At 62.3% G+C, this 12,293-nt stretch carries 10 protein-coding genes; 5 read left to right on the plus strand and 5 right to left on the minus strand.

Annotation, left to right across the window (positions count from 1 at the left end; genetic code table 11):
* Positions 1 to 9 precede the first annotated feature (9 nt).
* The 4 genes from bglA to AC07UR_RS03120 all read left to right on the plus strand — a co-directional run bounded on the left by bglA (position 10) and on the right by AC07UR_RS03120 (position 3,858).
* A complete protein-coding gene (gene bglA, locus AC07UR_RS03105; protein WP_412728331.1) occupies positions 10 to 1,662 on the plus strand; it encodes a beta-galactosidase BglA in 1,653 nt (550 codons plus the stop codon).
* A gap of 31 nt (positions 1,663 to 1,693) precedes the next feature.
* Positions 1,694 to 2,782: an ABC transporter ATP-binding protein gene (locus tag AC07UR_RS03110; protein WP_209787480.1), complete on the plus strand. Its 1,089-nt coding sequence runs from the start codon at positions 1,694 to 1,696 to the stop codon at positions 2,780 to 2,782.
* A gap of 136 nt (positions 2,783 to 2,918) precedes the next feature.
* A complete protein-coding gene (locus AC07UR_RS03115; RefSeq protein WP_173419030.1) occupies positions 2,919 to 3,329 on the plus strand; it encodes a hypothetical protein in 411 nt (136 codons plus the stop codon).
* A 163-nt stretch (positions 3,330 to 3,492) separates the two neighbouring features.
* Complete coding sequence (locus AC07UR_RS03120; RefSeq protein WP_173419031.1) at positions 3,493 to 3,858, plus strand: GFA family protein; 366 nt, start codon at positions 3,493 to 3,495, stop codon at positions 3,856 to 3,858.
* 96 nt (positions 3,859 to 3,954) lie between these two features.
* Here AC07UR_RS03120 and edd read toward each other — a convergent pair whose 3' ends face one another.
* From edd to AC07UR_RS03145, 5 genes are all read right to left on the minus strand, one after another.
* Positions 3,955 to 5,775: a phosphogluconate dehydratase gene (gene edd / locus AC07UR_RS03125; protein WP_209787479.1), complete on the minus strand. Its 1,821-nt coding sequence runs from the start codon at positions 5,773 to 5,775 to the stop codon at positions 3,955 to 3,957.
* Between the two features lie 178 nt (positions 5,776 to 5,953).
* The gene (pgl, locus tag AC07UR_RS03130; protein ID WP_173419033.1) at positions 5,954 to 6,652 is read right to left on the minus strand and encodes a 6-phosphogluconolactonase; all 699 of its coding nucleotides are present in this window, start codon (positions 6,650 to 6,652) and stop codon (positions 5,954 to 5,956) included.
* Positions 6,653 to 6,659: 7 nt separating this feature from the next.
* Positions 6,660 to 8,135 (minus strand): glucose-6-phosphate dehydrogenase, encoded by a 1,476-nt coding sequence (gene zwf / locus AC07UR_RS03135; protein WP_173419034.1) that lies wholly within the window; start codon positions 8,133 to 8,135, stop codon positions 6,660 to 6,662.
* A 98-nt stretch (positions 8,136 to 8,233) separates the two neighbouring features.
* Positions 8,234 to 9,520, minus strand: a complete 1,287-nt coding sequence (locus AC07UR_RS03140) for an NAD(P)/FAD-dependent oxidoreductase (RefSeq protein ID WP_209787478.1) — start codon at positions 9,518 to 9,520, stop codon at positions 8,234 to 8,236.
* A gap of 16 nt (positions 9,521 to 9,536) precedes the next feature.
* On the minus strand, positions 9,537 to 10,973 hold the full coding sequence (locus AC07UR_RS03145) for a glutamine synthetase family protein (protein WP_115420921.1): 1,437 nt from the start codon (positions 10,971 to 10,973) through the stop codon (positions 9,537 to 9,539).
* 124 nt (positions 10,974 to 11,097) lie between these two features.
* Between AC07UR_RS03145 and AC07UR_RS03150 the strand changes: the two genes are divergently transcribed.
* The gene (locus tag AC07UR_RS03150) at positions 11,098 to 12,282 is read left to right on the plus strand and encodes a BaiN/RdsA family NAD(P)/FAD-dependent oxidoreductase (protein ID WP_209787476.1); all 1,185 of its coding nucleotides are present in this window, start codon (positions 11,098 to 11,100) and stop codon (positions 12,280 to 12,282) included.
* Positions 12,283 to 12,293: the final 11 nt, after the last annotated feature.

Below are 12,293 nucleotides of genomic sequence, written 5' to 3' on the forward strand. Positions count from 1 at the left end.
GCAATGAGCATGACTGAAATGAGCGAATCCATCTTGCAGGTCGATAAGGACTGGTGGCGCGGCGCGGTGATCTATCAGATCTATCCGCGCTCCTACCAGGATTCTAACGGCGACGGCATCGGCGACTTGAAGGGCATCACCGCCCGGCTGCCGCATGTTGCCTCGCTCGGCGCCGATGCCATCTGGATCTCGCCCTTCTTCACCTCACCGATGAAGGATTTCGGCTACGACGTTTCGAATTACACCGACGTCGACGGCATCTTCGGCAATCTCGCCGATTTCGATGCGCTGATCGCCGAGGCGCACAGGCTCGGCATTCGGGTGATGATCGACCTCGTCCTGTCCCACACTTCGGACCAGCACCCCTGGTTCGTCGAAAGCCGCTCAAGCCGGACCAACGCCAAGGCGGACTGGTATGTCTGGGCGGATTCCAAGCCCGATGGAACGCCGCCCAACAACTGGCTGTCGATCTTCGGCGGCTCGGCCTGGGCCTGGGATCCGACGCGGCTGCAATACTACCTGCACAACTTCCTGACCTCGCAGCCGGACCTCAACCTGCATAATCCGGATGTGCAGGAGGCGCTTCTGGGCGTCGAGCGTTTCTGGCTGGAGCGCGGCGTCGATGGCTTCCGTCTCGACACCATCAATTTCTACTTCCACGACAAGCAGCTGCGGGATAACCCGGCGCTGGCGCCCGAGCGCCGCAACGCCTCCACCGCACCCGCGGTCAATCCGTACAACTATCAGGAACATCTCTACGACAAGAACCAGCCGGAGAACCTGGCGTTCCTGAAGCGTTTCCGTTCCGTCATGGACGAATTTCCGGCAATCGCGGCCGTTGGCGAAGTCGGCGACAGCCAGCGCGGCCTCGAGATCGCCGGCGAATACACCTCCGGCGGCGACAAGATGCACATGTGCTACGCCTTCGAGTTCCTCGCGCCAGAAGCGCCGACGCCGGAACGTGTCGCCGAAGTCCTGCGTGATTTTCACAAGGCGGCCCCCGAGGGCTGGGCCTGCTGGGCCTTTTCCAATCACGACGTCGTTCGCCATGTCAGCCGATGGGGCGATGGCGTGACCGATCAAGACGCCTACGCCAAGCTGCTCGCCAGTCTGCTGATGTCGCTGCGCGGTTCCGTATGCATCTATCAGGGCGAAGAGCTGGCGCTCACCGAAGCCGAGCTTGCCTATGAAGACCTGAAGGATCCCTACGGCATTCAGTTCTGGCCCGACTTCAAGGGGCGCGACGGCTGCCGCACGCCGATGGTCTGGGACAGCGCTGCGGTCAACGGCGGCTTCGGCGATGCCAAGCCATGGTTGCCGGTGCCGGCCGAGCATCTGAAGCGGGCAGTCTCCACGCAGAAGGGCAACGAGGCCTCCGTCATGGAGCATTATCGCCGCTTCCTGCAGTTCCGCAAAGCGCATCCGGCCTTTGCCAAGGGCGAGATCGAGTTTCGCGGCACCGATGGGCCGGTTCTGGCCTTCGTGCGCAGCCACGGCAACGAGAAGCTTTTCTGCGCCTTCAACATGAGCGGCGCGGCCGCGACGGCTGATCTGCCTGGGGAGCCAGTGGAAGCGCTTGAAGGTCATGGCTTTACAGCCGAGATCAGGGACAACAGGGTCAAACTTCCGGCTTGGAGCGCATTCTTCGCGCGCCTGGTTTGAGACAGACATAAGAGACGAAGGGGAGGGTGCGATGACAGGTCTGACGCTTAAAGATATCCGCAAGTCCTATGGTGCGGTCGATGTCATTCACGGCATCAACCTCGAGATTAAGCAGGGCGAGTTCATCGTGTTCGTCGGTCCGTCCGGCTGCGGCAAGTCGACATTGCTGCGCATGATCGCCGGCCTGGAGGAGATCACCGGCGGCGACATGTTCATCGATGGAGAGCGCGTCAACGATGTGCCGCCGTCGAAGCGCGGCATCGCGATGGTGTTCCAGTCCTATGCGCTCTATCCGCATATGACCGTCTACGACAACATGGCTTTCGGCATGCGGATCGCCAAGGAAAGCAAGGAAGAGATCGACCGGCGCGTGCGTGCGGCCGCCGATATCCTGCAGCTGACCAAATATCTCGACCGCCTGCCGAAGGCGCTTTCGGGCGGCCAGCGCCAGCGCGTGGCGATCGGCCGGGCGATCTGCAGGGATCCCAAGGTCTTCCTGTTCGACGAGCCGCTGTCGAACCTCGACGCAGCCCTTCGCGTCGCCACCCGCATCGAAATCGCCAGGCTCAACGAGCAGATGGCCGACACGACGATGATCTATGTCACCCACGACCAGGTCGAGGCGATGACGCTTGCCGATCGCATCGTCGTGCTGTCGGCCGGTCATATCGAGCAGGTCGGCCCGCCGCTCGAGCTATACGAGCGCCCGGCGAACCTGTTCGTCGCCCGCTTCATCGGCTCCCCTGCGATGAACGTCATTCCCGCCGCGATCACGGCGACGGGTCCACAGACGACAGTCAAGCTTGCCGGTGGCAAGTCGGTGACGCTCGATATCCCCACCAACGCCTCCGAGAACGGCAAGACGGCGAGCTTCGGCGTACGTCCGGAAGATCTGCAAACGGCGAGCGGCGAAGACTTCCTCTTCGAAGGCACGGTGGCGATCGTCGAGGCGCTCGGTGAAGTGACGCTGCTCTACATCGAAGGGCTGGTCGAGAAAGAGCCGATCATCGCCAAGATCCCCGGCATTCTGCCCGTGCATCGCGGCGAGAAAGTCCGGTTCACCGCCGACAAGACCAAGCTGCATCTGTTCGACGCCGCCGGCAAGAGCTACCGCGCCTGAGAAAAAGCATCGCTGTTTTTCCCCATCAACCCGTCCGATTTTCGGACGGGTTTTTCTGTGTCCGTGCCCTCAATCTACCCTCTGTTAAATTTCTTCCTCTAGCCTGATGGGCAGGGGATATTAAGAGGCCTGTTGAATGACGACCGCGGCACCGATGATGCAGCAGCACTTCCTGAACAAGGAAGAATCTTTCATGTACGATCGCGAAACCACGTTCCCGATGGAGGACACGCGGAACGAGGCGCGCATCGAATATACGGAAAAAGGCATGACGCAGCTGAGCTCGCGCCGCTGCGAAATCATCAAGCTGTCGAAAAGCGGCGCCGTCCTCGGTATCCTGACGAAGTACCAGCTGCCGCAGAATTTCTACCTCGACATTCCAAGCGCCCGCATCCAGATGGTCGGTTGCCTGCTGAAGCGCGTGCACGCCAACAATGTCGTCGAAGCGCGTTTCCTGCGGCTATTGACCGACCGCGATCTCAATCGCATCTTCGTCTACAGCACGCATCCGAACCACCGGAACCGCACGCTCGACATCTATCGCTGAACGACGGAAATCCGTATGAAACGCCGGCCCAAACCAAGCGGGCTGGCGGTTGATGCATCGTTGCGGGACGGGCAGTCATCACCTGGTGGCGGCCGCATGCACTTGACTTCGTGCTTCAGTTTGGAACTGTTTTCGTCTTCACCGGAAGCGAGGCAATCCATCGATGGCGCCACCCTACCGTCTTTCCTGCCATTGTGGCGACATCGCCATTGAAGTCGATGTGGAGCTTTCAGGGCTGATCGAGTGCAATTGCTCGACCTGCCGGCGCACCGGTTTCCTTCACTGGAAGGTCGATGCCAGCAAGATCCGGCTGATCACGGAGAAACGGCGCCTCTCTACCTATGTCTGGCGCGGTGTGACCGAGGGGCATCATTTCTGCCCCACCTGCAGCGTCGCCATCATGCGCAGCGGCTATCCGAACGATCGCGTCTCGCTCAATGCGCGCTGCATCGAGGATATCGACATCTTCACCCTCGAGGTCGAGCGTTATGACGGTCGAAACGATATGTATCCGGGACCACTGAAGTAACGCGCGCCTTCGCGCGCCGGCTCACTGCCGACGGCGATGCTCGGCAGTGAGGGCTCGGTGGAAGTGAACGCCTCGGCGATGCCACCGAGGCTTCCTTCAGTTGAACAGCACGCTGGCGCCGTGGTCGGCAGAGCCGGCAATGGCGCGGAACGGTGCGAACAGCTCGCGACCCATTCCGAACTCGTTGTCCGAAAGATCGGCATGGGCGGGAATGCGCGTTTTCAGGGCGATATCCTCGACCAGCACCTCGATCGTGCCGGTCACGGCATCGATGCGAACGATGTCGCCTTCCTGGATGCGGGCGATCGGCCCGCCGTCCTTGGCTTCCGGCGTCACGTGAATGGCGGCGGGAACCTTGCCCGATGCACCCGACATGCGGCCGTCGGTGAGGATCGCCACGCGCTGGCCGCGATCCTGCAGGATGCCGAGCACGGTCGTCAGCTTGTGCAGCTCGGGCATGCCGTTTGCCTTCGGTCCCTGGAAGCGCACGACGGCGACGAAATCGCCTTCGAGCTTGCCGGCCTTGAAGGCGGCGTTCAGCTCGCCCTGGTCATGGAAGATCTTCGCCGGTGCCTCGATGACGTGGCGATCGGGCTTGACGGCTGAGATCTTGATCACCGCCTTGCCAATATTGCCGGTCAGCATCTTGAGGCCGCCCGAATGCTGGAACGGATGGTCGATGGTGGAGAGCACCTTCGGGTCACCGCTCTCAGCCGGCGTCGGCACGCGCTCGACGCCGCCATCCGCCCCGAGGCGGACATCGATCTTGTAGGCGTCGAGGCCCTGGCCGACGACGGTGCGCACATCGTCGTGCAGCAGACCGCCACGAAGCAACTGGCTGATCAGGAAGCCCATGCCGCCGGCCGCGTGGAAGTGGTTCACGTCGGCAAGGCCGTTCGGGTAGACGCGCGCAAGCAGCGGCACGATGTCCGAAAGCTCGGAAATGTCCTGCCAGGTCAAGAGGATGCCGGCGGCACGCGCCATGGCGACAAGGTGCATGGTGTGGTTGGTGGAGCCACCCGTCGCATGCAGGCCGACGACGCCGTTGACGATCGAACGCTCGTCGATCATTTCGCCGGCCGGCGTAAACTCGTTGCCCATGGCCGTGATCGCCAGCGCCCGCTTCGTTGCTTCCTTCGTCAGCGCGTCGCGCAGCGGCGTGCCGGGATTGATGAACGAGGCGCCGGGCAGGTGGAAGCCCATGATCTCCATCAGCATCTGGTTGGAATTGGCGGTGCCGTAGAAGGTGCAGGTGCCTGGGCCGTGATAGGATTTGGATTCCGCTTCGAGCAACTCGTCGCGGCCGACCTTGCCTTCGGCAAAGAGTTGGCGCACGCGCGCCTTCTCGTCGTTCGGCAGGCCCGTCGTCATCGGTCCGGCCGGCACGAAGACGGCTGGCAGATGGCCGAAGGTCAGCGCTGCGATCACGAGGCCCGGCACGATCTTGTCGCAGACGCCGAGATAGACGGTGGAATCGAACATGTTGTGCGACAGGCCGACACCGGCAGACATGGCGATCAGGTCGCGCGAAAACAGCGACAGTTCCATGCCGGGCTGGCCCTGGGTCACGCCGTCGCACATAGCGGGCACGCCGCCGGCAACCTGGGCGACGCCGCCTGCCTCACGCGCCGCGTCGCGGATCATCGCCGGATAGGTCTCGAACGGCTGATGCGCCGAAAGCATGTCGTTGTAGGAGGTGATGATGCCGAGGTTGGCGACGCGGTCGCCCGCGAGCGCCACCTTCTCGGCGGGGGAACAGACGGCAAACCCGTGTGCAAGGTTGCCGCAGCCGAGAACGCTGCGATGCGGTCCGCTTGAGGCTGCACGGCGCACGCGATCGAGATAGGGTTCTCGGTGCGGCTTAGAACGCTCGACGATGCGGGCGGTGATTGCGGCAATGCGGGAATCGGCGGACATGGCAAATCCTGTTCCGGAGCGCTCACGCTCCTCATCTTCATCCAGTCATCGATCCGGAGCGTTGCCTGCCTGGGAGAACGTGCAGGCCACGCCCCGGTATGAGCTCTCTCAACACTTTCGCGTTCCGGTGGGGCGTCCACCGGTTGAAAGCGTCCTGAACCGGCCGGTGATCCGGCCGTTATGGCGCCCAGTATATCTGCAGCGGCGAGGCTGCACGGCGCAGCATGGTGCGGATCGGCATCTCGGCTTCGTCGCCTTGACCTTCCGCCTTGGCAAGCACCACCTTTTTGCCCTCACCTTCGATGTGCAGGACCAGGAGCCGCGCATCGTGAAGGCTGGAAAAGGTAAAGGTCAGGCGCGGTTCGCCGGCCCCTTCCGCTTCCATAGTGATGACGCCACGCGGCGTCGCCGCGTCGATCGCCCTTGAAAGCTGTGTGCCTCCCGGGAAGAACGACGCCGTATGGCCATCCGTTCCCATGCCGAGCACGACGACGTCGAAGGGCACGCCGATCTTGGCCGTTTCGTTGCTTGCGAGCACGGCCGCATCTTCTGCCGAAGCGGCAGCATGGTAAAGCGGCAGGAAATGTGCTTTCGCAGCAGGCCCGTGAAGCAGGTTTGCCGTGACCAGCGCGTGGTTGGAACGATCGCTTTCCGGCGGAACGAAGCGTTCGTCCACCAGCGTGACCGTCACCTTGTCCCAGGCAATGTCCTTCTGGGCGAGCGCCTGGAAGAAGGCCTTGGGCGTGGATCCGCCGGAAACGGCAATGCTTGCCGTTCCGCGCGCGGCAATACCGGCGGCAAGGGCTGCGCTGACGGCGTCGGCCAGGCCTTCGGCAAGCGCGGCGCCAGTGTCGAATGTGTGAAGCGTCGTGCTCATTTCCAACCTATATCGCATCGTGCCAGGTGCGGCCGTCGCGCTCGATCAGCGCGATCGACTGGCTCGGACCCCAGGTGCCGGCGGTATAGCCCTGCACCTGCTGTCCGGTTTCTTCCCAGGCTTTGAGGATCGGATCGACCCATTTCCATGCCGCCTCGACCTCGTCACGGCGCACGAACAGCGTCTGGTTGTTGCGAACGACGTCGAACAGCAGCCGCTCATAGGCATCGGCATTGCGCACGTCGAAGGCCTCGGCAAAGCTCATGTCGAGCGAAACGTTGCGAAGGCGCATGCCGCCCGGACCTGGGTCCTTGATCATCAGCGACTGCTTGACGCCTTCGTTCGGCTGCAGGCGGATGACGAGCTGGTTGGCGGAAATCCGACCGGCACTGTTGTCGAAGATCGAGTGCGGGATCTGTTTGAAGGTAATGACGATTTCCGACATGCGACCGGCAAGGCGCTTGCCGGTGCGAATGTAGAACGGCACGCCGGCCCAACGCCAGTTGCTGACTTCGGCCTTGATCGCGACGAAGGTTTCGGTGTTCGAGACGCCGCCTTCGAGCTCTTCCAGATAGCCCTTGACCGGGCCGCCGGCAGATGCGCCCGCGCGATATTGGCCGCGTACCGTCACCTGCTCCACATTGGAAGCGTTGACCGGCTTCAGCGCGCGCAGAACTTTCAGCTTTTCGTCGCGCACGGCTTCCGCGTCCATCGAGGTCGGCGCTTCCATCGCAACAAAGCAGACGAGCTGCAGGATGTGGTTCTGCACCATGTCGCGAAGCGCGCCAGCCTTGTCGTAGTAGCCAGCGCGGTTTTCGAGGCCGACGGCTTCCGAAACGGTGATCTGGACGTGGTCGATATGGGCGGAGTTCCACAGCGGCTCATAGAGCGCATTGGCGAAACGCAGCGCCATCAGGTTCTGCACCGTCTCCTTGCCGAGATAGTGGTCGATGCGGAAGATCTGTTCTTCGCGGAACACCTTGCCGATCGTGTCGTTGAGTTCGGTCGCCGACGCCAGGTCGCGCCCGATCGGCTTTTCGACGACGATGCGGGTGGTCTTGGTGATCAGCTTGTGATCGCGGATCTTTTCGGAGATGTCGCCGAAGATCGCCGGCCCGACGGCGAGGTAGAAGGCGCGAATGCGCTCCTTGCCCTCTTCCAGGATCTTCTTCAGCTGATCCCAGCCCTGGTCGGACTTGGCATCGACCGAGACGTAGAAGAGGCGGGCGGTGAACTTCGCCACTTCCTCTTCATTGTATTCGGCCGGCTTCAGGTGTTCCTTCAGCGCATCGGCGGCAAACTTGCGATATTCCTCATGTGTCAACGCGGCGCGCGAAGCGCCGATGACGCGGGTCGGCTCAGTGATCTGGCCTTCCATCTGGCGGTGGTAGAGCGCTGGCAGCAGCTTGCGCTCGGCGAGATCGCCGGTGCCCCCGAACACGACATAGTCAAACGGTTCGACGGGAATGATCTGGCTGCTCATGGGATAATCTCGATCTTGTTCAGGTCAGGGACACATATAATCTAATCGATTTAAAGGCGCTAGGGTGCGACGCAATAAAATGCCCTTCAATGCGGTTTCTAGAGTTTGTCGCGAAGCGCGTACCAGCTGAGCGCCAGGAACAGAAGCGGCGAACGGAAGCGTGCTCCGCCGGGAAAAGCCGGTATTTTCAAGGCTTTCAACAGGTCGAGTTCCGTCTCTTTGCCAAGTGCGAGGTCAGCGTAGAGCTTGCCGCAATAGTTGGAAAGCATGACCCCGTGGCCGGAATAGCCGCCGATCGACGTGACGCCCGGCATCACCTCGCGACAGAACGGCGTGCGCGGCATGGTGATGCCGACGGAGCCGCCCCAGCCATGGGTGATCTGGACGTTGCCGAGTTCCGGATAGATCTCGCTGATCTGCCGGCGGATATGGGTGGAAATGTCGCGCGGATTGTCGGCGGTGTAGGCTTCACGCCCGCCAAACAGCAGCCGTCCGTCTTTCGATTTGCGGAAATAGCGCACGACAAAGCGCGAATCGTCGACCGATTCGCCGCCGGGTAGCACATTCGGATGAGCGGAAAGCACCTCGGTCGCGCCGATGAAGGAGCGGATGGGCATCACATGGCTGGCGCTGACTGGCTCGAGATTGCCGATATAGGCGTTGCAGGCGACAAGCACCCGGTCTGCCGTGATAGTACCGCGATCGGTGGTGATGACGACAGCCGATCCCTTGCGCTCGATCTTCTCGGCCTTGGTCCGCTCGAACAGGTTGGCGCCGGCAAGGGCTGCCTGCCTGGCGAGCCCCACCAGCAGTTTCATCGGATGGATATGCCCCGTGCCGGCGTCGCGGATGCCAAAGTGATAGCGGGTCGATCCGAGGCGACTTGCCGTCTCCTCACGCTCCATGAACGAGAGATGCGGATAACCGAAGCGGCTCGCCATCGCCTCGACGTGGTCGCGATAATCCTTCTCCAGGCTCTTCTTGTGGCCGACAGAGAGCTGCCCCGGCATGAACTCGATGTCGATGGCGTGTTCCGCGGCAAAATCGAGCACGTGCCGCTTGGCATTCTCGGCCATGTCGAACAGCGCTTGCGCCCGTTCACGGCCGAGCGTTTCCTCGGTCTCGTCGGCCCAGGCGCGCTGGCCGGTGCCGAACTGGCCGCCATTGCGCCCCGAGGCGCCATCGCCGAAGCGGCAGGCGTCGATGAGGGTGACATCGACGCCCTGCCGGGCAAGATTGTAGGCCGCCTGAAGCCCCGTATAGCCGCCGCCGATGACGGCGACATCGGCCTTGCGCGATCCCGGCATCTGAGGGAATTCCGGTCGATCCGGAACGGTCGCCTCATACCAGGAGTAACCGGGCGAGATCGGGCTTTGCCAGGGCATAGGGTGGCCTTTCAGGTCAGACGTTCAGCAACAGGAACTCGCGTTCCCAAGGGCTGATGACCTGCATGAAGGTTTCGAACTCGCCGCGTTTCACCCCGGCATAGATGGCGATGAATTCGGGGCTCAGCACCTCGGCAAGCGAGGGTGCCGATTCCAGCAGCGCGACGGCCTCGAGCAGCCCGCGCGGCAGATCGATCTCGCCTTCGTTGGCCGTGTCTTCCGTCGGCGCCGAGGGCTCGCGACCCTCGATGATCCCGAGATAGCCGCAGGCAAGCGAGGCGGCCAGCGCCAGATAGGGGTTGGCGTCCGAGCTTGGCAGCCGGTTTTCGATCCGTCGGGCAACCGGCTCGGAAACCGGGATGCGGAAGGCTGTCGTGCGGTTGTCGTAGCCCCAGGCCGTATTCACCGGCGCCGACATGTCGGGCGTCAGCCGGCGGAAGGAGTTCACATAGGGCGCCATCATCACCAGCGTGCGCGGCACATAATGCTGCATGCCGCCGATGAAGTTGAAGAACTCCTTGGAGGCGGAACCGTCAGGATTGGAAAACAGGTTGCGTCCGGTGTTGATCTCGATCACCGACTGGTGGATGTGCATGGCAGAACCTGGCTGCCCCTGCATCGGCTTGGCCATGAAGGTGGCGTAGATGCCGTGCTTCAGCGCCGCCTCGCGGATGGTGCGCTTGAACAGGAACACCTGGTCGGCAAGCTCGATCGGATCGCCGTGACGAAGGTTGATCTCGAGCTGAGCCGGACCTTCCTCGTGGATCAGCGTGTCGATCTCCAGACCCTGCTTCTCGGAGAAATGATAGATGTCGTCGATCAGTTCGTCGAACTCGTTGATCCCAGCGATCGAGTAGCCCTGGCCGCCGAGGATCGAGCGGCCGGAGCGGCCTTTCGGCGGATGCAGCGGATAGTCGGGATCATCATTGGTGGCGACGAGGTAGAACTCGATCTCAGGGGCGACGACCGGCTTCCAGCCCTTCTGGCGATAGAGGTCGACCACGCGCTTCAGGACGTTGCGCGGCGTGTAGCTGATCTGCTCGCCTTCGGAGCCGACGATGTCGCAGATCACCTGCGCTGTCGGGTCGGTTTCCCAAGGGACGACGGAGAGCGTCGACAGATCGGGCACGAGCTTGATGTCGCTGTCGCGCGAATCGTAGCGGAACTGGCCGGTCTCGTCAGGATATTCGCCCGAGATCGTGTGGCGATAGACGGCGGACGGTAGTGCCAACGAGGTGTTAGACGTGAACTTGGAGGTCGGCATCATCTTCCCGCGGGGAACGCCGGCAAGGTCGGGCGTGATGCATTCGATGTCTTCGATCCCGCGGATCTTCAGCCAGTCCGTTGCTTCCTTCCAGGTCTTGACCCCTCGAAGGGAATGCAGGGCGGCGGGTATTTTCGAGGATTTGCTGATTTTCGTTGTTTGTTGGGCAGCACTTCTCTTGGAGGGCATAAATCACCGGTTTTGGCTTCGGATGGCGCATCATAACCGGAGATTGCCAATTGGCTAGAGCGGGACGATTGACTTTCGCTTGCTTGACCGGAAAGGAATGCGCTGAAGAGCTCAAAGGTGTTTCGTGGCTGAAAAAAAGGATGTGGTGATCATTGGCGCCGGTGCCGCCGGCATGATGTGCGCCATCGAAGCGGGCAAGCGTGGCCGGCGCGTGCTCGTCATCGACCATGCCAGGGCCCCGGGCGAGAAGATCCGCATCTCCGGCGGCGGCCGCTGCAACTTCACCAATATCCATGCCGGTCCGAAGAATTTCCTCTCGGCCAATCCGCATTTCTGTAAATCGGCGCTTGCGCGCTACGGCGCGCGCGATTTCCTGGCGCTTGTCGAAAAATACGGCATCGCCTGGCACGAGAAGACGCTCGGGCAATTGTTCTGCGATCATTCCGCCAAGGACATCATCAGGATGCTGCTCACCGAAATGCGCGAAGTCGGTGCCGAGCTTCGGCTGGAGACAACGATCGACAGTGTCGAGCGCCACGGCGACGGCTTCCGGGTGATGACCGGCGATGGGCCTGTCGATGCCCAGTCGCTGGTTATTGCCAGCGGCGGCAAGTCCATCCCGAAAATGGGGGCGACCGGGCTTGCCTATAAGATCGCCGAGCAGTTCGGCTTGGCGCTGGTCGAAACCCGTCCCGGGCTCGTGCCGCTGACGCTCGATCCGGCCCAACTCGAGACGATCGGCGAACTGGCAGGCGTCGCCGCCGACGCCGAGGCGCGGTCCGGCAAGACGGCCTTTCGCGAGGCGGTGCTGATCACCCATCGCGGCCTCAGCGGCCCGGCGATCCTGCAGATATCGTCCTACTGGCGCGAGGGGCAGGATATCGTCTTGAGGCTGATGCCCGATATCGACATCGCCTCGATCCTGAAAGCTGCGCGCCGCAGCAACGGCAAGCAGGCGGTCCAGACAGCGCTCGCCGATATCCTGCCGCGGCGGCTGGCGCAATTCTTTGCCGATGGCGCCAAGCTCACGGGAAAGCAGCTTGCCGACCTTTCCGACAAGACCATCGACGCGCTGTCGGCGTCGATCCAGGCTTGGACGGTCAAGCCGGCCGGTTCCGAAGGGTATCGCACAGCCGAGGTAACGCTCGGCGGTGTCGATACCAGCGGTCTCGATTCCAAGACGATGCAGGCAAAGACCGTCCCAGGGCTCTATTTCATCGGCGAATGCGTCGATGTGACCGGCTGGCTCGGCGGCTACAATTTCCAATGGGCCTGGGCCTCGGGCTTTGCGGCCGGCCAGGAGGCCTGATCCCCGCATTT

The sequence above is a fragment of the Ensifer sp. GW821-FHT05G01 genome (genome assembly GCF_059419585.1).

Excerpts from the sequence above, each read along its gene's own strand:
- zwf (WP_173419034.1), bottom strand. The coding sequence starts at position 8,135 with ATGAGCAGCCAGATCATTCCCGTCGAACCGTTTGACTATGTCGTGTTC.
- AC07UR_RS03145 (WP_115420921.1), bottom strand. The coding sequence starts at position 10,973 with ATGCCCTCCAAGAGAAGTGCTGCCCAACAAACAACGAAAATCAGCAAA.
- AC07UR_RS03115 (WP_173419030.1), top strand. The coding sequence starts at position 2,919 with ATGACGACCGCGGCACCGATGATGCAGCAGCACTTCCTGAACAAGGAA.
- edd (WP_209787479.1), bottom strand. The coding sequence starts at position 5,775 with ATGTCCGCCGATTCCCGCATTGCCGCAATCACCGCCCGCATCGTCGAG.
- bglA (WP_412728331.1), top strand. The coding sequence starts at position 10 with ATGACTGAAATGAGCGAATCCATCTTGCAGGTCGATAAGGACTGGTGG.
- AC07UR_RS03140 (WP_209787478.1), bottom strand. The coding sequence starts at position 9,520 with ATGCCCTGGCAAAGCCCGATCTCGCCCGGTTACTCCTGGTATGAGGCG.
- AC07UR_RS03120 (WP_173419031.1), top strand. The coding sequence starts at position 3,493 with ATGGCGCCACCCTACCGTCTTTCCTGCCATTGTGGCGACATCGCCATT.
- AC07UR_RS03110 (WP_209787480.1), top strand. The coding sequence starts at position 1,694 with ATGACAGGTCTGACGCTTAAAGATATCCGCAAGTCCTATGGTGCGGTC.
- pgl (WP_173419033.1), bottom strand. The coding sequence starts at position 6,652 with ATGAGCACGACGCTTCACACATTCGACACTGGCGCCGCGCTTGCCGAA.